The sequence below is a fragment of the Leminorella richardii genome (genome assembly GCF_900478135.1).
GTDB lineage: Bacteria > Pseudomonadota > Gammaproteobacteria > Enterobacterales > Enterobacteriaceae > Leminorella > Leminorella richardii.
The window spans coordinates 1,233,878-1,256,007 of the sequence record NZ_LS483470.1; the positions used below are offsets into that span (position 1 = coordinate 1,233,878).

Below are 22,130 nucleotides of genomic sequence, written 5' to 3' on the forward strand. Positions count from 1 at the left end.
ATTTTCGAAATGAAATGCGCGCCAGAGGAGAAAAAACCGGGCTATATGCCTTTTGATTATGAAATATGCCTAACCATTCTTTCTTGGCCCACTCCCCGATAGATATCCTTACCTAAAACAATCATTCAGGAATTCATACCGCTATGTTTGACAAGGCAACGTCCGTGCCGCTTCTGCCCATACCTCAGGAGCAGCTGGCTCAGCTCTCTTCCACTGTAGCCGGCATGACGCCGCAGCAGATTGCGTGGATTTCCGGTTACCTGTGGGGCATTGCGGCGCAGGGGCAAGGTACGGTTGCAGCCGCAGTAAAGCCTGCTGTAGCGGTTGAGGCCGCACCCCAGACGGTTACTGTGCTTTCCGTGTCGCAAACCGGTAACGCGCGCAGGCTGGCGGCAGAGCTTAAAGAAGATCTTCAGCGTGCTGGCCTATCGGTAACGCTGGTTAACGCTGCGGACTATAAGTTCAAGCAAATCGACAAAGCGCGATTTCTGATCGTTGTTGCCTCAACGCAGGGCGAAGGCGAACCGCCGGAAGAGGCCATTGCGCTGCACAAGTTCCTGTTTTCCAAAAAGGTGCCCGCGCTAGCCGAAACCGACTTTGCCGTGTTTGGTCTGGGTGACAGCAGCTATGAAAACTTTTGCCAAACGGGGAAAGACTTTGACAGTCGTTTGGCTCAGTTGGGCGGTCGTCGTCTGCTCGATCGGGTTGATGCCGATGTCGACTACCAAACACGGGCGAAGGCATGGCGCGAAAGCGTTGTCGCGCGGCTGAAGCAAGAAATCGGTGAGACTCGTCAAGCATCGTCAGCCTCTGTTGCAGGACAAAGCAGGCTAGCAGAGGTTGAACGCTACAGCCGTGAACAGCCGCTGGTGGCTTCCCTCAGCGTGAACCAAAAAATTACCGCTCGAGACTCGGAAAAAGACGTTCGCCATATTGAAATTGACCTCGGCGATTCTGGTTTGAGCTACCGCCCGGGTGACGCGCTGGGCGTATGGTTTCAAAATGACCCTCAGCTTATTACACAGATTTTGACGGATCTTTCTCTGACCGGAGATGAACCCGTTGACGTTCAGGGCAAAAAGCAGTCTCTGAGAGAGGCGCTGTCTTACCGCTACGAGCTGACGCAAAACGCGCCTGCGGTAGTAGAGCGCTACGCCCGATTTGCCAACGATCCGACACTGAATGCGCTGCTGCAAGACCGGCTCGCGCTACAAAGCTATGTGGAAAATACACCGATTATCGACATGGTACACCGAGCTCCGGCATCGCTAACGGCGACTGAATTGACAGAGACACTGCGCCCGCTTTCTCCTCGGCTTTACTCTATTGCTTCTTCTCAGGAAGAAGTGGGGGATGAAGTCCACTTGACGGTAGGGGTAGTGCGTTACTTTATCGACGGTCAGGAGCGTACCGGTGGCGCTTCGGGCTACATGGCCGACAGGCTACAGGAAGACGGCGACATCGCGGTTTTTGTTGAGCGAAATGATAACTTCCGACTGCCTGACGATCCCAATACGCCGATCGTGATGATTGGTCCCGGCACCGGTATCGCCCCGTTCCGCGCCTTTATGCAGGAGCGGGAAGCCACCGGAGCGGAAGGAAAAAACTGGCTACTGTTTGGCAATCCACACTTTACTTCCGATTTTCTTTATCAGGTGGAATGGCAGCGCTATGCCAAAAGCGGGCTATTGACGCGCATCGATCTCGCATGGTCGAGGGACTCGGCGCAAAAGATTTACGTTCAGGACAGGCTGCGTGAAAACGGCAGCGAACTTTGGCAGTGGATCCAAAACGGTGCGCACCTTTATGTCTGCGGTGACGCCAATCGTATGGCTAAGGACGTGGAACAGGCCTTACTGGACATTGCGTCAACGCACGGCGGTTTGTCGTTAGAACAGGCCGACGACTTTTTAACTGAACTGCGCCTCGAGAAGCGCTACCAGCGGGATGTTTACTAATGAGCAATGAGCAACGACAGCCGGGGGAGCCTTTAGGGCCACCTTCAGACAACGAGCGCCTGAAGCGCGAGAGCAACTTTTTACGCGGCACTATTGCGGAAGATCTGAAAGACGGCCTGACCGGCGGCTTTCGGGGCGACAACTTCCAGCTGATCCGCTTTCACGGCATGTACCAGCAGGACGACCGCGATCTGCGTGCCGAGCGGGCAGAACAAAAGCTTGAGCCGCTGCAAAACGTCATGCTGCGCTGCCGGCTGCCCGGTGGAATTATTACTCCGCAGCAGTGGTTGGGAATTGACCGATTCGCCGCGGAAGAGACACTGTACGGCAGTATTCGGCTAACGACCCGTCAGACGTTTCAGTTTCACGGCGTGCTGAAGGGCAAAATCAAGCCGATGCACCAGATGCTGAACCAACTGGGGCTGGACTCCATCGCTACGGCAGGGGACGTCAACCGCAATGTGCTCTGCACCTCCAACCCTGTGCAGTCGGCACTGCATCAGGAAGCCTACGAGTGGGCGAAGAAGATTTCCGAACACCTGCTGCCGAAAACCCGCGCCTATGCAGAAATCTGGCTGGACGGTGAAAAGCAGTCCACTACGGACGAAGAGCCGATCCTCGGTGCCACCTATCTGCCGCGCAAGTTTAAAACCAGCGTCGTGATCCCGCCGGATAACGACGTCGATCTGCACGCGAACGATCTCAACTTTGTTGCCGTCGGCGAAGACGGGAAACTGGTCGGCTTTAACGTTCTGGTGGGCGGCGGCTTGGCGATGACCCACGGCGACAGGCAGACTTACCCGCGCAAGGCGTCGGAGTTTGGCTTTATTTCTCTGGCAGATACGCTGGCGGTTGCTGAGGCCGTGGTCTCGACCCAGCGCGACTGGGGTAACCGCTCTGAGCGTAAGAATGCCAAAACCAAATATACCCTTGAACGCTTTGGCGTTGAGGCCTTCAAGGCCGAAGTGGAAAAGCGGGCTGGAGTGCGCTTTGAGCCGATTGTTCCCTATCAGTTTACGTCTCGCGGTGACCGCATTGGCTGGGTTGAGGGCATTGACGGGCGCTGGCATTTGACGCTGTTTATTGAAAACGGACGCCTGCTGGACTACCCGGGCAGGCCGTTAAAAAGCGGTATGGCGGAAATTGCTAAAGTCCATAAAGGGGACTTCCGCCTGACGGCGAACCAAAACCTGATTGTGGCCGGCGTATCGCTGGAAGATAAAGCCCATATTGAGCAACTAGCGCGCGAGCACGGGCTGATTGACGACGGAGTGAGTGAACAGCGTAAGAACTCCATGGCCTGCGTGGCGTTCCCCACCTGCCCGCTGGCGATGGCGGAGGCTGAGCGTTTCTTGCCCGGCTTTGTCACTGAAATTGAAACTATTATGGCCAAACGTGGCCTGGCGGATGACCACATTATTTTACGCGTGACCGGCTGCCCGAACGGCTGTGGTCGAGCAATGCTGGCAGAAGTTGGACTGGTAGGTAAAGCGCTAGACCGCTATAACCTGCATATCGGCGGTAACCGCGAAGGTACCCGCATTCCGCGCATGTATCGGGAGAATCTGACGTCGGCGCAAATCCTGTCCGAGCTAGACGAGCTTGTCGCTCGCTGGGCTGAGGAAAGGGAGGCGAATGAAGGCTTTGGGGACTTTACCGTGCGGGCGGGCATCGTTAAGCCAGTCGTTGACTCGGCGCGCGACTTTTATGACTGATATGACTGAGTCAAGATAGGGGAATACCATGCTGAATCTGGATATCGCCTGGCTAAACACCTTAGACCGGGAGCAGCAAAAGGAGGCGCTGGCACCCACTAACCGCCACCTTGAAGGGCTCAGCGCCGAGGCGCGTATCGCTTGGGCGCTGGAGAACCTGCCGGAAAACAAAGTGCTGTCGTCCAGCTTCGGCATACAGGCGGCGGTCAGCCTGCATTTGGTGACTCGTCTGCGGCCGGATATGCCTGTTATCTTGACGGATACCGGCTATCTGTTTCCGGAAACCTATCGCTTTATTGACCAATTGACCGAGCGGCTGGCGCTTAACCTGAAGGTCTATCGCGCAGCCACTTCCCCTGCCTGGCAGGAGGAACGCTACGGCAGGCTATGGGAACAGGGCGTGGACGGCATTGAGCGCTACAATCAGCTCAACAAGGTTGAGCCGATGAACCGCGCTCTAGCAGAACTTAACGCGTCAGTCTGGTTTTCAGGGCTGCGGAGAGAGCAGTCTGGCAGCCGCAGCCAGCTTCCGGTATTGGCGATTTCCCGCGGTATCTTCAAGATGTTGCCCATTATCGACTGGGACAACCGGCAGGTTTACCGCTATTTGCAAGAGCACGGCCTGAGCTATCATCCTCTGTGGGAACAGGGCTATCTGTCCGTGGGTGATACCCACACTTCCCGCAAATGGGAGCCGGGCATGAGCGAAGAAGAAACGCGTTTCTTTGGTCTAAAGCGGGAGTGCGGCCTGCACGAAGAGTAAGTCCCGTAGGCTAATAGTAGTCATCCTCTCGCTGGTGCCGTACCGCCAGCACGGTAACGGTGGCTTCGCTTTCTATATCAAACAGGGCGACGTAGCCGGATGAGCCAAAGGCGATCAGCAGTTCGCGCAGGAAAGGGGAGCCGTCTGGAGAAACCTTACGGCAGGTAAAGGGGAAGTCCTGCAATAAGGCAAGCCCCTTGGCGATGGCTTCCCTTGTGCGCTCTGCGGTATCAACGTCCCGCTCGGCCAGAAACGCATACAGCTGAAGCAGGTCGTCTCTGGCTTCTTGGGTGAAGCGAATACGGTAGCTCATTGACGATGAGTATCCCGCGCCTGTTTTAAGATATCGTCCAGTTCACCCATCACCGATTCGGCATTGTAGTAAATTCCGCTGGCTTTGGCGCTGTCTCGCGAGGCGAGGCCCCGGGCAACAAAGGCGTCCTGCGCTTGCCTTCTGGCGACGTTCAACTCTATTGACTGCTCGATAAACGCCGACAGGCTTTCGCCTTCATACAGCACTTCTTCAACGGCGCGCCGCGCGTCGGCGGTGACGCGTACGGCAGGGAAAACGGCAGTTTTGGCGAATGACATAATGGACCTCGAGAATGTATTACAAACGTAATGCATTATGTCGTTTTGCCTGACGCTTGTCAAAATGCCGCTACCGGATTTTAGCCCGAGGCGGACGTGCTTTTTGTGTTCATGACGGAGTGCGTATTTGTCCATTTTCTTTGTCCCTGCTTTGCTGATGTGAAAGCCGTAGTGACGTCAGGCCTGCGCCGTCGCCGTTTTTATGTGGGGGAGACGGTAGGGCATTACAAAGAAAAAGTGGACAGGCAGATGTAGAATTTGCGAGATGTCTTCAGCGCGTTTTATTTATATCGACACGCTGTTGCAAGCCGGCTTACGGTACGTCGTAAAATGTAAATTTCAGGTTTTCGGTAAAGTAGGTCAATAACAGCAGTCGTTCGTCTATCTTCCCTTTAACGCCGGGCGGGCTAAGGCGCCGACGACTCCACCTGCGCCAATCGAAACGGCGCTAATGAAAAAGTAAACCCCTCCGATGACCTTCAGCCCATCGATTCCCGAAAAATCGATGGCGACGCCTATTTCTCCCTGAATCAAATGTACTAATGACATTAGTACACTTAGCAGAAGGGTATATCCCAGGCTGATTAACAGCGGCGCGCGGGCGCGTCGAAAGTAGGCTAAAAACGATGCGCTAGCAGGAAGGAGCCAGAAAATGGTTAATAGCAAGTCGCGGCTAACGTGAATCCGGCTATATACATAGCTCTGAAAAAGGGAAGCCGACCAAAGCAGAAAGCAGCTAATTACTATTATCGTAATACCGATGGTGAGGTTTTTTTGTGTTGTCACGGTGAAAGTCCTTGTCGCTAATTTGTTTCATTGGATTCTATCGCACACACCTTCCACGTCTCCTTATAGGGAACCAGCGTCACCTTCAGGTGCCTGGCGGGGTACTCAACGCCGCCTAGCGTGACGGCGACCTGCGCTTTATCCGACGTCTGGCTTATCGGCTCGCTTTTAACGTGCCGCCAGTCGTCAAGGAGGTCCTGCGATTTGGTGAAGTAGTTTCCTTCATCGTCGCCCAGATATTGGATGCGGTAGAGCTGGTTCCAAAAGTTGGCCGTAACGTAGTTGAGGATGTCATTGCTGCCCTCCGCCTCTTTATCGGCAAGTTCTATCGACATATACCAGCGGTAGAACACCGCGGCGGCTTGTTGCGGTGACTGTTTGTCAGCTTGCTCCGGACGAGTGTCGTTTTCCGCGCTGCACGGATCTTTCGCGCCCAGTAGGGTAACGTCGACAATTTTCCACGCCTCTTCCCGTTGCTCCAGCCCAACGGCCAGCGTTTCTATTGGCGTAGGTACACCCTGAAAGCCGATTTCTACCGTAAGCAGAGCGCGATCGCCGTCAATCTTCGTCGATATGACGTCAACACGGTTCCAGCTGTCATCCCAATGCCCAACTTTAAGAAAGTAGTCGATATCGGTTGATTGATGAGGTTTACCCAGATTCTTTTGCTGCTGTTCTATCAGCGAAGGAACGAGCAACCCGTCAAGCGTGCTGCGATTTTCTTGTTTAAAAATAGCGTCTCCATCGTAGAGGTACCAGCTGTAGAAGTTTTGTACGATCTGCGCGGGTGGAAGATTTGGCGCGCTTTGCGCCGAAGCGCCCTGTAACCAGAGAGTACCAATGAGGGCGATGGGGAAAATAACGGCTGAGAAGCGAAGTGTCATATCATGTTCTTTTGTTGTGTAACGCCATTTAGCGTCGGGCAGATGTAAATTTGTTAGTAGACATCGTTTCTTTGTTTTTGCCGTTATGGCGATGGACCGCGCTTCAGGCTTTCTAACGTCATGAGCTAATTCCGGTTGAGATAGCATTAATTCACTTTTACAGGCTCTACCGCGCATATTTTCCACGTTTTCTTGTGGGGGGCTAACGTAACCTTTAGCCGCTGAGAGGGTTGATCTTTCCAGTTCCAAATGGGGATATCGGGATCGCCTAATTCAATCAAGACCTGCGCTTTACCGGGCGCTTGGTTAATAAGCTTGCTTTTGAAGTAATGCCAAACGTTGAGCATCTCGTTTGATTGAGTAAAGTAATAGCTGTTGTAATCGCCCAATAGTCTAATGCGATGGAATTGCTCTAAAAAGTTGTCCGTGACGTAGTGGGCGATTTCATCGCTGTGTTCTGGGGAGGCATGGGAAAGGCTTTTGGGTATATACCAGTGATAAAACGCCTCTGCCGCTTCCTGTGGGGACTGCCTGACGGTTGTTTTAGGCAGCGTATCGTTTTTGGCGTTGCACGGATCTTTTGCGCTGACAAGCGTAACGCTTGAAATTTTCCATCGCTGCTCATGTAGCTGTAGTGCTACCGCTAGCGTTTCTATAGGTTTCTCAACGAACTGATTATTTATTCGCGTATTTCTATAATCGACCCAGCGACCGATTTCAACGATAAGCAGGGCGCTGTCGCCCTCAACTTTCTCGGAGATAACGTTTACACGATGCCAATCGTTGTCCCAGCGAGTGACTTTAAAAAAGTAGTCAACGTACGTTGAATCACGCTCTTTATCGGCGAGGGCTTTCTGCTGTTCAAGAAGTGCGGGCATAAGCAGGCCATAGATGTCGCTGTGTTCTGGCTTTTGAAAAAGCGCGCTACTGTAGGAAAAATATTGACCGTAGAAATAGGTTACCACCTGCTTTGGGGAAAGTTTTTCCAGCGGCGTTAACTCAATATCGATTTTTTCCGGAATAGGGGTGTCGTCGTCAGTGATTCCGTCAGGTAAATAGCCCTGTGCGTGGATCCGCAGAGCCGCGTCAGTTTTCTCCGAGCAGCAGGCGAGAAAAGGAAGCGGGGGTGTCCAGAAGTTGATCCCGGAAAGGCTGAATTTGCCGTCGTTATCGGATTTGGTTGTTTTTGTTTTGTAGGTGCGCCCGGCGGCGTTGTAAGTGATGGTGGCATTACCGATGGGTAATCCTGTGGTTTTGTCCGTCACTCGACCTTCAACCGGCCCCGTGATTTGAGTTGGGACGCAGCCGCCAAGTAATAAAACGACGGCGATTGAGAAGGCAATAAAATAGGGTGTCAGCTTCATAGGCGATATCCTTTTCGCGACGTGAATAGATTAAAGAGCGCCGAGTTCGGAAATCTCTATGCGGCCAACGCCCAAATGCGCTGCGCCATTCTAATAAAATAATGTGACTATTTCTCTCGTTTTGTTGTGTATGATTTCTTCAACTCAAACCGTAACGATGGCGGAGTACGTCAATGAATAAACGTCTTCTTTCCCTCTTTGTTGGCGGCTTCTTTTGGGTGTTTGCCGGATCCGTTTCGGCTCAGCCCTCGCTCTCCGAGCTAGAGAAACAGGCATCCGAAGGAAACGTTGAAGCAATGTTTCACCTTGGGCAAACCTATGACGAAGGGCGAAGCGTCCCGCAGGACTACGTTCGGGCGCTTGACTGGTACTACAGGGCTGCGGATCGGGGAAGCGTCGACGCGCTCTACCGACTTGGCGTAATGTTTGAAAAAGGTCTGGGCGTCCCTCAAAACCTGCCGCAGGCGATGATGTGGTATGAACAGGCGTCGGCGCTTGGCAGCGCAAACGCGCAGTTTTCCCTCGGCATCATGTACGACTTTGGGCGTGGGTTGCCCCAGAACTACCGCAAGGCTCGGGAATACTATCGGCTAGCGGCAGAGCGCGGGCACGCTATGGCGCAGTTTAATCTGGCGTCGATTTACGATAACGCTCAGGGTGTGCCGCAGGACTACACTGAGGCTGCCCAGTGGTATCAAAAAGCCGCCGAGCAGGGGATTTGGGAAGCTCAGTTCAATCTTGCCGGACTTTATTTTTACGGTGAGGGCGTTAAGCAGGACTATGTGCAGTCCTACGCTTGGTATGCTGCCGCAGAGGCTATCATTGGCTACAGCGAAGCGAAGGTGAAGCAAAAAGAAATTGAAGGTCTGCTCGACGCGAAAGACGTTGAGCGAGCAAGGCTGCTGGCTGCTGAGTACATAAAAAACTATACCGTGAAGAACCGGTAGCTGTATGACTGATCGAGGCGAATGACAAAAGCGCATGCGCCTCGCCCGTTGCACTATTTTCCCATTTTTCGGCGTTTTCATTCCATTCCGCTATATCACATTCCTTTTCATCATTTCATTCCTCACCCCCGCCTCTCTATAGTCAGGTTATCGCTTTGTTAACTAACGGAAGGTCGTCGTGGACTATTTACCGCTGTTTGCCTCTTTGCGCCATCGCCCTGTGCTGGTAGTGGGAGCCGGAGAGGTTGCAGCCCGCAAGGTTGCCCTGCTGCTGGAGGCCGGCGCTGAAGTGGCTGTCGTCGCCCGCGAGCTGGGCAGTGAGATAGCTAAGCTGCGGGAAGAGGAGCGCGTTCGCTGGCTGGCGTTAGAGTTTGACGTTGAGCAGCTTGACGATGTGTTTCTGGTCATCGCCGCAACGGACGACACGCTGCTAAACGCCAAGGTTTTTCAGGCGGCCAATCAGCGCCGCAGGCTGGTCAACGTTGTCGACGATCCCGCTCGCTGCTCGTTTATTTTCCCTTCGATTATCGACCGTTCACCGCTGGTGGTGGCCGTTTCTTCCGGCGGAAAAGCACCCGTGCTGGCGCGCATTCTGCGAGAAAAATTAGAGGCTCTGTTGCCCGAAGGGCTGGGGCGAGCCGCCGAGATGGCAGGCCGCTGGCGCGGTCAGGTGAAAAAGCGCCTGACGTCGATTGCCGAGCGCCGTCGCTTTTGGGAACGGCTGTTTAGCGGCCGCTTTCTTGGGCTGGTGGAAACCCATCGCCTCGAAGAGGCTGAAGAAGAGCTGGCTGAAAGCCTAGAGCAACATACGCTTCTTGGCGGTGAAGTCACGCTGGTGGGAGCCGGGCCGGGAGATGCTGGGCTGCTGACTCTCAACGGCCTGCGTGCCATGCAGCAGGCTGACGTCGTGCTGTATGACTCATTGGTGACGGACGACATTTTGCAGCTGGTGCGTCGTGACGCTGAGCGCATCTGTGTCGGCAAGCGGGCTGGCGCCCACAGCGTTGTCCAAGAAGAAACTAATCGACTACTGGTGACGTTGGCAAAACAGGGGAAACGAGTCGTCAGGCTGAAAGGCGGCGATCCGTTTATTTTTGGTCGCGGTGGCGAAGAGCTTGAGGTGCTGCTTGAGGCTGGGATTCCCTATCGCGTAGTGCCGGGAGTCACGGCGGCGGCAGGCGCGGCGGCCTATGCCGGTATTCCGCTGACCCACCGTGAACACTCACAGAGCGTGACGCTTATCACCGGCCACGCCCAAGCCGGAGTTGACGGGCTGGACTGGGGGCAGCTGGCCCAGGGTAAACAAACGCTGGCGGTTTATATGGGCACGCTAAAGGCGCGGGATATTCAGCAAAAGCTGATTGAAAACGGCCGCAGCCCTTTAACGCCGATTGCCGTTATCGCGCGCGGAACCCGCGCCGATCAGAAGGTGTTGAGCGGCACTCTTAGCGAACTGGATGCTTTAGCAAAGCAGGCGCCGACGCCCGCGCTGTTGGTCATTGGCGAAGTGGCGGCCCTGCACGAGCGACTTCACTGGTTTGGCGAACGCACGGCGGCGGAAAGTGCTCAGCCGTCGTGGTCGTCAGCAGTGAATCTGGCCTGAATAACAGAGGACATTGATGGTGAACGAAAAACGCTTGACCCACCTGCGCCAGCTTGAGGCAGAGAGTATTCATATTATTCGAGAAGTGGCTGCCGAATTTTCCAACCCGGTGATGCTTTACTCTATCGGTAAAGACTCTTCGGTGATGCTGCATTTGGCTCGCAAAGCGTTCTATCCCGGTCGGCTGCCGTTTCCGCTGCTGCACGTTGATACCGGCTGGAAGTTTCAGGAAATGTATCAGTTCCGCGACGAGACAGCTCGGGCGTTTGGCCTTGATTTGCTGGTTCACCGCAACCCCGACGGCGTAGCGATGGGGATCAGCCCGTTTGTTCACGGCAGCAGTAAGCACACCGACATTATGAAAACAGAAGGGCTTAAGCAGGCGCTGAATAAGTATGGTTTCGATGCCGCATTCGGCGGCGCTAGACGCGATGAAGAGGCATCTCGCGCCAAAGAGCGTATCTATTCGTTTCGCGATAGCCACCACCGCTGGGATCCCAAAAACCAGCGGCCTGAACTGTGGCACAACTATAACGGGCAGATTAACAAAGGGGAGAGTATCCGGGTGTTCCCCCTGTCAAACTGGACTGAACTAGACATCTGGCAGTACATCTTCTTGGAAAATATCGACATTGTGCCGCTGTATTTAGCCAAAGAGCGGCCGATTTTAGAGCGCGACGGCATGCTGATGATGGTGGATGACGACCGTATTGATCTCAAGCCGGGGGAGGTAATTACCCCTCGTAAAGTGCGTTTCAGAACGCTTGGGTGCTGGCCGCTGACCGGAGCCGTAGAGTCCGAGGCGCAAACGCTGTCGGAAATTATTGAAGAAATGCTGGTCTCTACCTCCAGTGAACGTCAGGGGCGGGTTATTGACCGCGATAAGGCGGGGTCGATGGAGCTGAAAAAGCGTCAGGGCTACTTTTAATCGATGGTTCAAGAGGTAAAAAATGACCAGCACAACACCTGCTATTAATGAAGCCGTGGCGAAACAGATCGCTGCACAGGGCGGCGTTGAGGCCTATTTGTATGCACAGCAGAATAAAGGGTTACTGCGTTTTTTAACCTGCGGCAGCGTTGACGACGGCAAAAGCACGCTGATTGGCCGACTGCTGCACGATACGCGACAAATCTATCAGGATCAGCTCAACACGCTGCACAGCGATAGTCGCCGCATTGGCACCGCGGGAGAAAAACTGGATTTGGCGCTGCTGGTTGACGGCCTTCAGGCTGAGCGCGAGCAGGGCATCACCATTGACGTGGCGTACCGCTATTTTTCTACTGAAAAGCGCAAGTTTATTATCGCCGACACGCCGGGACACGAGCAGTACACGCGGAATATGGCCACGGGTGCGTCAACCTGTGATGTAGCTATTGTACTGATTGACGCCCGAAAGGGCGTACTAGACCAGACGCGTCGGCATAGCTTTATTGCCTCGCTGCTGGGCATTCGCCACCTGATCGTGGCGGTTAACAAAATGGATCTGGTGGCATATCAGCAGTCAGTATTTGACGACATTCGCCGTCAGTTTCTGAGCTTTGCCGAGGGGCTTCCCGGTGAGGCGACGTTCAGCTTTGTGCCTATTTCAGCACTGGACGGCGACAACGTGGTGGACGTCGGTGAGCACATGCCGTGGTATCAGGGGGAAACCCTGCTTGCCATGCTGGAAACCATCAGCGTAGAGCACGATGTTTTCGATGCGCCGCTGCGCTTTCCCGTTCAGTACGTCAACCGCCCTAACTTAGACTTTCGCGGCTATGCCGGCACCATTGCTTCAGGAACCGTGCGGGTAGGGCAGGCGGTAAAAGTGCTGCCGTCCGGCGTTGTAAGCCGCATCAAGTCTATCGTGACCTTCGATGGCGATCTCACTCAGGCTTCTGTCGGGCAGGCCGTCACGCTGGTATTGGAAGATGAAGTGGACGTGAGCCGTGGCGATTTGCTGGTTGCTTCAGGCGAAGAGGCGCTACAGGCAGTGTGGGGTGCTGAGGTTGACGTGGTTTGGATGGCGGAGTCAGCCCTGAAGCCCGGTCACCGTTACGACATCAAGCTGGCGGGGAAGAAAAGCCGCGCCCACGTTGAGCGCATTGTGCATCAGTATGATATCAATACGCTGGAGCTAGGCGACTCGCAGGCTCTGGCGCTTAACGCCATCGGAACGGTTAGCGTTGCGTTCGATGAGCCGCTGTTGCTTGACCGCTATGAAACCAGCCGGGAAACGGGAAGCTTTATCTTTATTGACCCGCTGACCAACGTTACCGTTGGTGCAGGGCTGGTAAAAACGCCGGGGATAGCTTCCGCGCCTTCGGCGGTCGAGCTGTCTAACGATCGCGAGTTTGAAAAGGCGCTGAATGCGCTGATCCGCCACCACTATCCGCACTGGAACGCCCGCGATATAAGTCAGGAGAAGTAGCGGATGAATAGCGATATCGTCTGGCATTCTCACGCCGTTTCAAGGCAAGACAGAGAAGCGCTCAACGGGCACGGTGGGGCAGTAGTGTGGCTTACCGGCCTGTCCGGCTCAGGTAAGTCTACGGTTGCCGGCGCGCTGGAGCTGGCGCTTCATCGCCGCGGAGTAAAGACTTACCTGCTGGACGGTGACAACGTGCGTCACGGGCTGTGCCGCGATCTTGGCTTTTCAGAGAGCGACCGACAGGAAAATATCCGCAGGGTCGGCGAGGTTGCCGGGCTAATGGTTGACGCCGGGCTGGTGGCTATTGCCGCCTTTATCTCTCCCTATCGACAAGACAGAGCGGAAATAGCTCAGCGGCTGCCCGCCGGGCGCTTTATCGAAGCCTTTGTCGATACACCGCTGGAGGTGTGTGAACGCCGCGACCCTAAAGGCCTTTACCAAAAAGCGCGACGGGGAGAAATCCCCGCTTTTACCGGCATCGATCTACCCTATGAGCCGCCGCTGACGCCGGACGTTCACCTTGATGGGCAGAGGCCGGTGGAGGAGCTGGTGGGGCAGTTGATTTCTGCATTAGAGGCGCGGGGCGTGCTTAGCCCACCTTAACGCCAGCAAAAGCGCTGCGCTTCACAGACCCTTTTTTATTCGGTTTCTTAACCTATTGATTTATAGATGATGATTTTTCACGATAAAAAAAGGTTTTTTACATTGATACGCTGAAAAAGTGATTAACAACAGAGAGGTAGTGGCGTATTGTTCTAGTTGACCGCCGCATAGGCGGCTTAGAAATGAGACATCGGCCTTCAGGCGGCTTTTTTCTTGTTGACCGCCGCATAGGCGGCTTAGAAAGTTAACTCGCCCTCACTGAGGTTTGTCAGCATGTTGACCGCCGCATAGGCGGCTTAGAAAAAGCTTATTAATCGAGATGGTGAAGCATCGAGGTTGACCGCCGCATAGGCTGCTTAGAAAAGCTGGGTCCCAATACCTGCCTTTTCCTGTCCGTTGACCGCCGCATAGGCGGCTTAGAAATTTGAGATTGGCGTTTCGCCGAGATGAGAAAAGTTGACCGCCGCATAGGCGGCTCCAATACCTATCGAGACCTACTTTTTTCACCGCTTTGCTACCTGCATCAATATTTATTGCCTCTTTTTCTTCATAATTTCAGCACGTGATTAAGGCCCAGCAAGGAACCCCTATGGCCGATTGGAATCCCTCTCTTTATCTGCAGTTTGAATCTGAAAGAACCCGCCCGGCGCAAGAGCTGTTGGCGCGTATTTTTCACGCATCTCCTCGGTATATCAGCGATTTGGGCTGCGGCCCCGGCAACAGTACTGAACTGCTGCATAGCCGCTACCCAATGGCGTTGACCACCGGTGTCGACAGCTCTAAGGCCATGCTGGAAAAAGCGGCGCAGCGGCTGCCAGACTGTCGCTTTGTTGAGGCGGATATCGGCACTTGGCGGCCTGACGTACCTCAGGACATTATCTACGCAAACGCCTCTTTGCAGTGGGTGCCGAACCATAGCGAACTGCTGCCCCATTTGTTGGAACAGCTTGCCGACGGCGGCGTGCTGGCGTTTCAGGTGCCGGACAATCTGCTACAGCCTTCTCATGCGCTAATGTGCCAAGTGGCGACCGAGGGGGAATGGAAAGACCGCTACGGGGAAGAGGTGCTGAGCCGTAAAAAGCTACTCACGACGGAAGAATACTACGACCTGATAGCCGCTCGCGGGTGCCGGGTTGACCTCTGGCGAACGACGTTCTATCACGTTATGCCTTCTGTCGCAGCGATTGTTGAATGGGTAAAGTCGACCGGACTTCGGCCTTTCTTAAATCCATTGAACGAAGAGGAGCAGGGGCTTTTCCTTCAGCGATATCTGTCAGCCCTGACTCAGGCTTACAGCGTGCGCAGCGACGGCAGCGTACTGCTGGCGTTTCCCCGGCTGTTCGTTGTGGCACAGAAAGGATAGAAAATAGGCCATAGGCGCTTGTTGACCTATGGCCGGCGTGCTTACCGTTTGCTGATTTGGTCAAAAATGCCGTCGGTGGCGAAGTGGGTTTTTTGTGCCTTCTGCCAGCCGCCGAACAGGCGGTCAACGGTAAACAGCGTCAGCGCCGGAAAGGTCGCTGCATGCGCTTTCAATATGTCAGGATCGCGCGGGCGGTAGTAGTTTTTTGCGGCGATTTCCTGCCCCTCTTTGGAATATAAATACTGCAGATAGGCGGTCGCCACCTCGCGGTTGCCGTCTTTATCTACCACGCTGTCCACTACGGAAACCGTTGGTTCGGCCAGAATAGACACGCTGGGCGTGACGATCTCAAACTGGTCTTTTCCCAGCTGTTCAACGGCCAGTAATGCTTCATTCTCCCAGGCAATCAACACGTCGCCAATGCCGCGTTCAACAAAGGTGGTGGTAGAGCCGCGTGCGCCGGTGTCGAGCACCTGCACGTTATCGTACAGCGCTTTAACGAACTGCTGCGCTTTTTGCTGATCGTTATTGTTATGCTGTAGGGCATATCCCCAGGCCGCGAGGTAGTTCCAGCGTGCGCCGCCGGAGGTTTTAGGGTTGGGAGTTACGACGTTAAGCCCGGGCTTGATAAGATCGTCCCAGTCTTTAATATGCTTGGGGTTGTCCTTGCGAACCAGAAAGACAATGGTAGAGGTATAGGGCGCTGAGTTGTCGGGTAATCGGGTTATCCAGTCTTTCACTAGCTTGTCGCGCTCGGCAATGGCGTCCACGTCATAGGCCAGCGCTAGAGTGACAACGTCGGCGGCGATGCCGTTAATCACCGAAGAGGCCTGCTTTCCCGAGCCGCCGTGAGACTGCCGAACCGTGACGCTATCGCCAGTTTTGGCCTTCCAGTATTGGGAGAAAGCCTGATTGTACTGCTGGTAGAACTCGCGGGTCGGATCGTAAGATACGTTGAGAAGCTGAACGTCTTTTGCTAGCGCGCCTGCGCTGGCCAGCAGAAACAATGCGCCGAATTGCCATTTTTGCATGGGTGTAGCCTCACGGTAGTTAGAAGTAATAAGCAAAAGAAATAAATGCGACAGACAGTAACGATGGATAAGCAACACACTGAGACTGCCAGAAAGTGGGGCTATTCAGTAAAGAATAAAAAGCGATTTTTTATACAAATAGAGAATATAGGAAAGGCGTAATTATTGCCTACCAACGCATAGAAAGGGAGATATTGCAATGAAAATGATGCTGTTACCTGCCGCAGCTCTGCTGCTTACGACGGCCTTTGCTCAGGCGAAGACACAGGTTGACATAGACTGTGATAAGGCAGTTACCACGCCTGAGCTTAACGCGTGCGCTGAAAGCACCTTTCAGGACGCCGACAAGAAGCTGAATCAGGCCTACCAGAAGCTGATGAAAACCCTAAGCCAGCCCGATGAAGAAGGGCTTCCCTATTCGACGGTAAAAAGCAACCTGCGGGAAGGGCAGCGAGCATGGGTGACTTTCCGCCAGAAGGACTGCGACGCCATATTTGCGCTCTATTCAGGCGGAACCATCCGCAGCGTAATGTACTGGGGCTGCATGACGGACAGAACCAATAAGCGGACGGATGAGTTAAATTTTTATATTGAAAGCCATTAATGAAAGAGTGACGTTTACTGTAGTGGCTTTGTCGCCTTTGACTGAGTCTATGATATTTTTTGCGAACTTCCTCTGAAGCGCGAAATACCTACATTGACGCGTTTCTGCCGAATGACTTCAATAGCCCCCATTCTTTAACTTAATCAGGTTTAGGGTTATAATAACCCCATTGAGCGGGTGCGAATGGACAGCAAAAATGTAATAGCCATGATTGAGGCCGACGGATGGTATTTGGTTCGTATTAAAGGCAGTCATCATCAGTTTAAGCATCCGCTAAAAAAGGGGCTGGTAACGGTAAAACATACACAAAAGGACATTCCGTTACCCACTCTAAAAAGTATTAAAAGGCAGTCGGGAATTTAGGAGGAGTGGACTATGTTATACCCTGTCGCTATCGATCGCGGGGAAGAGTCTTTAGGGGTTCGAGTACCCGATATTCCCGGATGTTTTTCCGGTGGGGATGACTATCAGGATGCACTGATAAGCGTAAAAGAGGCGATTGAGGCACATATCGAGCTATTGGTTGAAGATGGGGACGACGTACCGGCTGCAACCAACATTGAACGCTGGTTGAACGATCCTGAATATGCTGGTGCAATATGGGCGCTAGTCGACGTTGATATGGTTCGACTAATGGGAGGCGCTGAAAAAATTAACGTAACGTTACCCAAGCGACTGATCGCCAAGATAGACCGTCTAGTTGCAACACGCCCTGAATTTAAAAGCCGCTCCGGCTTTCTGACGCAGGCTGCGCTAGAGCGAATTTCCATTGTGAATAACGCGTAAACATCATTGAATTAGCCCATCTATCACAGAGGCAGCTATGAACATCAGTCAGGTCGCGGAAAAAACCGGCTTAACCAGCAAAGCGATTCGCTTCTACGAGGAAAAGGGGCTGATTACGCCGCCCAATCGCTCGCTGAATGGCTACCGAACCTACAACTCACGCAACGTTGAAGAGCTGACTTTACTGCGTCAGGCTCGGCAGGTGGGGTTTACTCTTGAAGAGTGTAAAGAGTTTCTGGCGCTGTTTCACAACGCCGAGCGCCGCAGCGCTGACGTTAAGGCGCGCACGCTGAAAAAGGTAGAAGAGATAGACAGCCATATTCGGGAGCTGGCGGACATGCGCGAACGGCTGATGAATTTGGCGAACCTCTGTCCCGGTGACGACGGCGCCGACTGCCCGATTATTGATAGCTTTACTGGCTGTTGCCACCATAGCCAAAAGAAATAATATTCCCACCTGCACTTTGATTGCGGGGCGCTGTTTCTCTACTGATGGATCAGAAAGCTGAAAGTGTTGACCGCCGCATAGGCGGCTTAGAAATCGGCGAACAATCCAAAAATCAGCTTCCGGGAGTTAACCGCCGCATAGGCGGTTTAAGACATTTACCACAAACCTTAACGCTTCCCAAAACCCTATTCCTATCAAAAAAAGCTACCCAAAAAAAATCCTCCTGTTATAATTATAAGGTTTGACCACAATCCTTCTAAAATTTTCATCACTTTGCTGACTTGTATACGCCCTTGGTCGTTTTACCAATGGGTGCGCGTTTTTCTGCGCCTAAAATAAGGTGCGGAATAATTGAAAGTACATAAAATTCAGTGTGATAAATTTTATGCAACGCGTTAGGGATTAAATGCGCCTCGTGGAAGAACGAATGGATGGTTTGCCGATAATTGACGAAAAAAAGAATACATACGGGGAAATAGCAGTGACTAACCAATCGATACACCTGACGGATACTCAAAAAGTGCTGGTCGTCGAAGAGGCAAAAAGAAGAAAGTACGCCTATAAGGCAGTGATTGCGTCCACAGTGGGCTATGCGATGGACGGATTCGATCTTCTGATCCTTGGATTTATTCTTAACGCTGTGGGGCAGGGGCTAGGGTTAACATCCAGCGAGGCGGGTTCTTTAGTGACCTGGACTCTGATTGGCGCAGTGATTGGTGGTCTGATTTTTGGCGTGCTGAGTGACTATTTTGGCCGCGTGAAGGTATTAACCTGGTCTATCGTGCTGTTTGCGGGCTTTACCGGCCTGTGCGCGCTGGCGCAGGGCTACTGGGATCTGCTGATTTATCGCACTATCGCCGGTATCGGCCTGGGCGGCGAGTTTGGTATCGGTATGGCGCTAGCGGCAGAGGCCTGTCGACCTAACGAACGTGCCAGAATGTCGTCCTACGTCGGCCTTGGCTGGCAGTTGGGCGTTCTGGCCGCGGCTCTGCTGACGCCGCTTTTACTGCCGGTTATCGGCTGGCGCGGCATGTTTGCTGTCGGCGTTATCCCCGCGCTGGCCTCTTTCGTTATCCGCCACTACATTGGCGAACCGGAAATCTTCGTTAGAAAAAGCAAAGAGAAGCGCAAAAGTAACCCTTTTAAGGCGCTAGTGGCTGATAAAGAGGCGATTCGCGCTAGTATCGGCATCTCCATCCTGACGTCAGTGCAAAACTTCGGCTACTACGGCATCATGATCTGGATGCCCACCTACCTCAGTAAGCAGTTCGATTACTCTCTGACTAAATCAGCCATGTGGACTGCGGTCACCGTGGTCGGCATGGGCTTCGGCATCTGGCTGTTTGGCCAACTGGCAGACCGCTTCGGTCGTCGCCCCATCTTCCTGATGTACCAAGTTGGCGCAGCGCTGATGGTGCTGGCCTACTCTCAGCTGACGGATCCTATGATGCTGCTGATTGGCGGCGCGGTGATGGGAATGTTCGTTAACGGTATGATGGGTGGATACGGTGCTCTAATTTCGGAAGTGTATCCGACAGAGGCGCGCGCCACGGCGCAGAACGTTCTGTTTAACATTGGGCGCGGTATCGGTGGCTTAGGGCCGCTGGCGGTAGGGTTGATTGTTTCCCTCTACTCATTTCAGGTTGCGATTGCCATGCTGGCTTCACTGTACGTGTTGGATATTCTGGCGACGCTGTTCCTGATCCCTGAAAAGGCGGGTAAGCCGCTGGAATAACAATTCTTTTTCACGATGCTGTAACATGCCGACTGAGAGTACCTTTGTCGGCATTTTTTCATTTTTTTATGCCTTTATCCAAAATGCAGTAAGAGCCGGTGTAATAGGAACATTTCGACATAAAGGCATAAAAACAAACGGTAACGGAATAAAACCGATGATTACCTTCAGCGCTCTTTGTTAAAACGCATTAAAAGCCTACGTTTATCATTGATATAAATCAGGTAATGTGTTTTGATTGAGGCGCTGAATTAAATGCTTTTCCGCCCTTAAGGGCAAAATAAAACTAAAACATCATATTTTAATAAGAAAGCGGTTGAAGCCGTCATTAATCGGACAAGGGAACTGTCATTTCAGGAGCAGGTCGTAGAATTTAAAACGTAGGGAGTAGCCGTGATAGAACGATTATTCGCCACAGCCGAGACGCTTGCCGATAGCCAGCTCTTTTGGGTCGTCTTTTTCCTTTTTGTTGCGATAGGCCTGTTTATTTCCAATAAAGTCCGTATGGACGTCGTCGCGCTTCTCCTTATTGTCGTTTTTGTTATCAGCGGTATTCTCACCGTGCCAGAGGCCGTTTCCGGCTTTAGCGATCCCAACGTTATTCTTATTGCGCTGCTTTTTGTCATTGGCGAAGGGCTGGTGCGAACCGGTATTGCCTATCAGGTTGGCGACTGGCTAGTAAAAGTAGCCGGTAACAGCGAGGCGAAATTGCTGATCTTGCTGATGCTAGCGGTTGCCGGGTTGGGGTCAGTAATGAGCTCTACTGGCGTAGTGGCGATCTTTATTCCCGTGGTGATGAGCGTATCGTCACGCATGAACCGCTCTCCCGGGCGGCTGATGATGCCGCTGGCGTTTGCGGGCCTTATCAGCGGCATGATGACGCTGGTGGCAACGCCGCCTAACCTAGTAGTGAACAGCGAAATGGTGCGCTACGGCGTCGGCCAGTTCGGCTTTTTCAGCTTCACGCCAATAGGCGTTGTGATCCTGCTTTTGGGCATCGGCTATATGCTTTTGGTGCGGCGCTTTCTGGTTAAGCCCGAACAGGACAATACCAAGGGCAGCGCTCGTCGCGCCATGCGCGATCTGATTCGTGAGTATAAGCTCAGCGGTCGCGCGCGCCGCTTCTCTATTCGCCCCGGTTCTCCGCTGATAGGCCGCACGCTGGATGAATTGCACCTGCGCTCTCGCTATAGCGCTAACGTGGTTGGCATTGAACGTTGGCGCAAGTTCCGGCGGGTGATGATCAGCGCCTTTGCCTCTACCGAGCTGAGAGTGCACGACATCCTGCTGGTGGATATGCACGACCCTGATGTTGATATCCGCCACTTCTGCACGGAAGAAAACCTAGAGCCGATGATCCTGCGCGGGGAATACTTCTCCGATCAGGCGAGAGAAGTCGGCATGGCGGAAGTTTCGCTGATCCCAGAATCTGAATATATCGGCAAAACGCTGCGCCAGATGGCGTTTCGCACTCGCTACAGCCTGAACGTGATCGGCATACGGCGCGGGGACAAGCTTATCGACAGCAATCAGCAGATCGATATCGAACTGAAAATGGGCGATATGATGCTGGTCATCGGTGACTGGCGGCAGATCCGGCTGCTGCAAAGCAACACTCACGACTTTCTGGTCATGAATCTGCCTGCGGAAGTGGACGAGGTTGCGCCCTCTATTAGCCAAGCGCCTCACGCAGTGCTGTGCCTGTTTTTGATGATATTCCTGATGGTGACGGATCTGGTGCCTAATGTGATCGCCGCGCTGGTCGCCTGCCTGCTGATGGGCAAGTTTCGCTGTATCAATATGGAAAGCGCCTATCGGTCAATACACTGGCCGACGCTGATTTTGATTGTCGGCATGCTGCCCTTTGCACAGGCGTTGCAGAAGACCGGTGGTATCGATTTGGTCGTTCAGGGGCTGATGGATGCTGTTGGTGATAGGGGGCCACACGTGGTGTTGGCGAGCCTGTTTATTCTGAGCGCCGTTATCGGCCTGTTTATTTCCAACACTGCTACCGCCGTGCTGATGGCGCCGATTGCCATTGGCGCAGCTAACCAGATGGGCGTATCCGCTTTGCCGTTTGCCATGGTTGTAGCAGTGGCAGCTTCGGCAGCCTTTATGACGCCGGTTTCTTCCCCGGTTAACACCATGGTGCTGGGGCCTGGGGGCTATAAGTTCAGCGACTTTATGCGCATCGGTATTCCGTTTACGCTATTAGTCATGGTCGTGAGCGTGGTAATCATTCCGATTTTATTTCCGTTTTGAGTCTGGCTGTGAGAGGCCGTGAATGATGTTGAGTCGGATAATATGAATATTGCTCTTCCTGACTGGTATGACGAACTTTTAGAATTTGAATGTGAATCGAAGGGATGCGTTTTGAATCTTAACGTTGTTATAAACGGAGAGGAGAGGGTCATAAACTTTTATGATTTAACTCGATTTTCGCAGGATGTTGAAAGCGAACTGAATGAAAACGGGTATTTTAACGATGAGAACGCGGTTATTCTTTTGAAGGTCACAAAGAACAATATAATGGGCTAC

General features: G+C 53.2%; 22 protein-coding genes and 1 CRISPR repeat array. Of the genes, 16 read left to right on the plus strand and 6 right to left on the minus strand.

The features are described from left to right. The first annotated feature begins 143 nt into the window (after window positions 1–143). The 3 genes from cysJ to DQM29_RS05900 are packed head-to-tail and all read left to right on the plus strand — an operon-like array spanning window position 144 to window position 4,436. Window positions 144–1,958: an NADPH-dependent assimilatory sulfite reductase flavoprotein subunit gene (gene cysJ, locus DQM29_RS05890; RefSeq protein WP_111739768.1), complete on the plus strand. Its 1,815-nt coding sequence runs from the start codon at window positions 144–146 to the stop codon at window positions 1,956–1,958. Continuing rightward, on the plus strand, window positions 1,958–3,673 hold the full coding sequence (gene cysI / locus DQM29_RS05895; RefSeq protein WP_111739770.1) for an assimilatory sulfite reductase (NADPH) hemoprotein subunit: 1,716 nt from the start codon (window positions 1,958–1,960) through the stop codon (window positions 3,671–3,673). The genes cysJ and cysI overlap by 1 nt, the downstream gene beginning before the upstream one ends. A 28-nt stretch (window positions 3,674–3,701) precedes the next feature. Continuing rightward, window positions 3,702–4,436, plus strand: a complete 735-nt coding sequence (locus DQM29_RS05900; protein WP_111739776.1) for a phosphoadenylyl-sulfate reductase — start codon at window positions 3,702–3,704, stop codon at window positions 4,434–4,436. Between the two features lie 10 nt (window positions 4,437–4,446). Here DQM29_RS05900 and DQM29_RS05905 read toward each other — a convergent pair whose 3' ends face one another. Both DQM29_RS05905 and DQM29_RS05910 read right to left on the minus strand, forming a co-directional pair. Next, window positions 4,447–4,749 carry a type II toxin-antitoxin system RelE/ParE family toxin gene (locus DQM29_RS05905; protein WP_111739778.1) on the minus strand — a complete coding sequence of 101 codons (303 nt, stop codon included), beginning with the start codon at window positions 4,747–4,749 and terminating at the stop codon, window positions 4,447–4,449. After that, window positions 4,746–5,027 carry a YlcI/YnfO family protein gene (locus DQM29_RS05910; protein ID WP_111739780.1) on the minus strand — a complete coding sequence of 94 codons (282 nt, stop codon included), beginning with the start codon at window positions 5,025–5,027 and terminating at the stop codon, window positions 4,746–4,748. Before DQM29_RS05910 ends, DQM29_RS05905 begins: the two co-directional genes overlap by 4 nt. Window positions 5,028–5,138: 111 nt before the next feature. Here DQM29_RS05910 and DQM29_RS18155 point away from each other — a divergent pair, with 111 nt between their 5' ends. Further along, window positions 5,139–5,282 carry a hypothetical protein gene (locus tag DQM29_RS18155; protein WP_170126494.1) on the plus strand — a complete coding sequence of 48 codons (144 nt, stop codon included), beginning with the start codon at window positions 5,139–5,141 and terminating at the stop codon, window positions 5,280–5,282. A 126-nt stretch (window positions 5,283–5,408) separates the two neighbouring features. Here DQM29_RS18155 and DQM29_RS18160 read toward each other — a convergent pair whose 3' ends face one another. The 3 genes from DQM29_RS18160 to DQM29_RS05925 all read right to left on the minus strand — a co-directional run bounded on the left by DQM29_RS18160 (window position 5,409) and on the right by DQM29_RS05925 (window position 8,061). After that, window positions 5,409–5,576, minus strand: coding sequence for a hypothetical protein (locus DQM29_RS18160; protein ID WP_170126495.1), 168 nt, complete (start codon window positions 5,574–5,576; stop codon window positions 5,409–5,411). A gap of 254 nt (window positions 5,577–5,830) precedes the next feature. Beyond that, window positions 5,831–6,697, minus strand: coding sequence for a DUF3828 domain-containing protein (locus tag DQM29_RS05920; protein WP_170126496.1), 867 nt, complete (start codon window positions 6,695–6,697; stop codon window positions 5,831–5,833). Between the two features lie 146 nt (window positions 6,698–6,843). Next, a complete protein-coding gene (locus DQM29_RS05925; protein WP_111739786.1) occupies window positions 6,844–8,061 on the minus strand; it encodes a carboxypeptidase-like regulatory domain-containing protein in 1,218 nt (405 codons plus the stop codon). A gap of 173 nt (window positions 8,062–8,234) precedes the next feature. On the opposite strand from DQM29_RS05925, the gene DQM29_RS05930 reads away from it, so the two are divergent. The 6 genes from DQM29_RS05930 to tam all read left to right on the plus strand — a co-directional run bounded on the left by DQM29_RS05930 (window position 8,235) and on the right by tam (window position 14,988). Continuing rightward, window positions 8,235–9,008, plus strand: a complete 774-nt coding sequence (locus tag DQM29_RS05930; protein ID WP_111739788.1) for a tetratricopeptide repeat protein — start codon at window positions 8,235–8,237, stop codon at window positions 9,006–9,008. 178 nt (window positions 9,009–9,186) lie between these two features. Beyond that, window positions 9,187–10,611 carry a siroheme synthase CysG gene (cysG, locus tag DQM29_RS05935; protein ID WP_111739790.1) on the plus strand — a complete coding sequence of 475 codons (1,425 nt, stop codon included), beginning with the start codon at window positions 9,187–9,189 and terminating at the stop codon, window positions 10,609–10,611. Between the two features lie 19 nt (window positions 10,612–10,630). After that, a complete protein-coding gene (gene cysD, locus DQM29_RS05940) occupies window positions 10,631–11,539 on the plus strand; it encodes a sulfate adenylyltransferase subunit CysD (RefSeq protein ID WP_111742011.1) in 909 nt (302 codons plus the stop codon). A gap of 22 nt (window positions 11,540–11,561) precedes the next feature. Next, window positions 11,562–13,022 (plus strand): sulfate adenylyltransferase subunit CysN, encoded by a 1,461-nt coding sequence (gene cysN / locus DQM29_RS05945; RefSeq protein ID WP_111739792.1) that lies wholly within the window; start codon window positions 11,562–11,564, stop codon window positions 13,020–13,022. A 3-nt stretch (window positions 13,023–13,025) separates the two neighbouring features. After that, window positions 13,026–13,625 carry an adenylyl-sulfate kinase gene (cysC, locus tag DQM29_RS05950; RefSeq protein ID WP_111739794.1) on the plus strand — a complete coding sequence of 200 codons (600 nt, stop codon included), beginning with the start codon at window positions 13,026–13,028 and terminating at the stop codon, window positions 13,623–13,625. A gap of 155 nt (window positions 13,626–13,780) precedes the next feature. Further along, a CRISPR array of direct repeats spans window positions 13,781–14,108; the repeat unit is 28 nt; unit sequence GTTGACCGCCGCATAGGCGGCTTAGAAA. A 106-nt stretch (window positions 14,109–14,214) separates the two neighbouring features. Then, window positions 14,215–14,988: a trans-aconitate 2-methyltransferase gene (gene tam, locus DQM29_RS05955; protein WP_111739796.1), complete on the plus strand. Its 774-nt coding sequence runs from the start codon at window positions 14,215–14,217 to the stop codon at window positions 14,986–14,988. A 41-nt stretch (window positions 14,989–15,029) separates the two neighbouring features. Here the strand turns inward: tam and DQM29_RS05960 are convergent, their stop codons facing one another. Beyond that, window positions 15,030–16,019 carry a sulfate ABC transporter substrate-binding protein gene (locus DQM29_RS05960; RefSeq protein WP_111739798.1) on the minus strand — a complete coding sequence of 330 codons (990 nt, stop codon included), beginning with the start codon at window positions 16,017–16,019 and terminating at the stop codon, window positions 15,030–15,032. A 199-nt stretch (window positions 16,020–16,218) separates the two neighbouring features. Here DQM29_RS05960 and DQM29_RS05965 point away from each other — a divergent pair, with 199 nt between their 5' ends. The 6 genes from DQM29_RS05965 (at window position 16,219) to DQM29_RS05990 (ending at window position 21,854) form a co-directional block, all read left to right on the plus strand. After that, a complete protein-coding gene (locus tag DQM29_RS05965) occupies window positions 16,219–16,623 on the plus strand; it encodes a lysozyme inhibitor LprI family protein (protein WP_111739800.1) in 405 nt (134 codons plus the stop codon). Window positions 16,624–16,806: 183 nt separating this feature from the next. Then, a complete protein-coding gene (locus tag DQM29_RS05970; RefSeq protein WP_197708850.1) occupies window positions 16,807–16,986 on the plus strand; it encodes a type II toxin-antitoxin system HicA family toxin in 180 nt (59 codons plus the stop codon). A 12-nt stretch (window positions 16,987–16,998) separates the two neighbouring features. Further along, window positions 16,999–17,409 (plus strand): type II toxin-antitoxin system HicB family antitoxin, encoded by a 411-nt coding sequence (locus tag DQM29_RS05975; RefSeq protein WP_111739802.1) that lies wholly within the window; start codon window positions 16,999–17,001, stop codon window positions 17,407–17,409. Between the two features lie 37 nt (window positions 17,410–17,446). After that, the gene (gene cueR, locus DQM29_RS05980; protein ID WP_111739804.1) at window positions 17,447–17,857 is read left to right on the plus strand and encodes a Cu(I)-responsive transcriptional regulator; all 411 of its coding nucleotides are present in this window, start codon (window positions 17,447–17,449) and stop codon (window positions 17,855–17,857) included. Window positions 17,858–18,452: 595 nt separating this feature from the next. Beyond that, window positions 18,453–19,592, plus strand: a complete 1,140-nt coding sequence (locus DQM29_RS05985; RefSeq protein WP_338418319.1) for an MFS transporter — start codon at window positions 18,453–18,455, stop codon at window positions 19,590–19,592. A gap of 504 nt (window positions 19,593–20,096) precedes the next feature. Further along, a complete protein-coding gene (locus DQM29_RS05990; RefSeq protein WP_232054950.1) occupies window positions 20,097–21,854 on the plus strand; it encodes an SLC13 family permease in 1,758 nt (585 codons plus the stop codon). Window positions 21,855–22,130: the final 276 nt, after the last annotated feature.

Coding starts and splice junctions, on each gene's coding strand:
- DQM29_RS05905 (WP_111739778.1), bottom strand. CDS start 4,749: ATGAGCTACCGTATTCGCTTCACCCAAGAAGCCAGAGACGACCTGCTT.
- DQM29_RS05960 (WP_111739798.1), bottom strand. CDS start 16,019: ATGCAAAAATGGCAATTCGGCGCATTGTTTCTGCTGGCCAGCGCAGGC.
- DQM29_RS05930 (WP_111739788.1), top strand. CDS start 8,235: ATGAATAAACGTCTTCTTTCCCTCTTTGTTGGCGGCTTCTTTTGGGTG.
- cysJ (WP_111739768.1), top strand. CDS start 144: ATGTTTGACAAGGCAACGTCCGTGCCGCTTCTGCCCATACCTCAGGAG.
- tam (WP_111739796.1), top strand. CDS start 14,215: ATGGCCGATTGGAATCCCTCTCTTTATCTGCAGTTTGAATCTGAAAGA.
- DQM29_RS05990 (WP_232054950.1), top strand. CDS start 20,097: ATGGACGTCGTCGCGCTTCTCCTTATTGTCGTTTTTGTTATCAGCGGT.
- DQM29_RS18160 (WP_170126495.1), bottom strand. CDS start 5,576: ATGTCATTAGTACATTTGATTCAGGGAGAAATAGGCGTCGCCATCGAT.
- DQM29_RS05900 (WP_111739776.1), top strand. CDS start 3,702: ATGCTGAATCTGGATATCGCCTGGCTAAACACCTTAGACCGGGAGCAG.
- DQM29_RS05965 (WP_111739800.1), top strand. CDS start 16,219: ATGAAAATGATGCTGTTACCTGCCGCAGCTCTGCTGCTTACGACGGCC.
- DQM29_RS05920 (WP_170126496.1), bottom strand. CDS start 6,697: ATGACACTTCGCTTCTCAGCCGTTATTTTCCCCATCGCCCTCATTGGT.
- cysI (WP_111739770.1), top strand. CDS start 1,958: ATGAGCAATGAGCAACGACAGCCGGGGGAGCCTTTAGGGCCACCTTCA.
- DQM29_RS05975 (WP_111739802.1), top strand. CDS start 16,999: ATGTTATACCCTGTCGCTATCGATCGCGGGGAAGAGTCTTTAGGGGTT.
- DQM29_RS05985 (WP_338418319.1), top strand. CDS start 18,453: ATGGACGGATTCGATCTTCTGATCCTTGGATTTATTCTTAACGCTGTG.
- DQM29_RS05925 (WP_111739786.1), bottom strand. CDS start 8,061: ATGAAGCTGACACCCTATTTTATTGCCTTCTCAATCGCCGTCGTTTTA.
- DQM29_RS05970 (WP_197708850.1), top strand. CDS start 16,807: ATGGACAGCAAAAATGTAATAGCCATGATTGAGGCCGACGGATGGTAT.
- cueR (WP_111739804.1), top strand. CDS start 17,447: ATGAACATCAGTCAGGTCGCGGAAAAAACCGGCTTAACCAGCAAAGCG.
- cysC (WP_111739794.1), top strand. CDS start 13,026: ATGAATAGCGATATCGTCTGGCATTCTCACGCCGTTTCAAGGCAAGAC.
- DQM29_RS18155 (WP_170126494.1), top strand. CDS start 5,139: ATGACGGAGTGCGTATTTGTCCATTTTCTTTGTCCCTGCTTTGCTGAT.
- DQM29_RS05910 (WP_111739780.1), bottom strand. CDS start 5,027: ATGTCATTCGCCAAAACTGCCGTTTTCCCTGCCGTACGCGTCACCGCC.
- cysN (WP_111739792.1), top strand. CDS start 11,562: ATGACCAGCACAACACCTGCTATTAATGAAGCCGTGGCGAAACAGATC.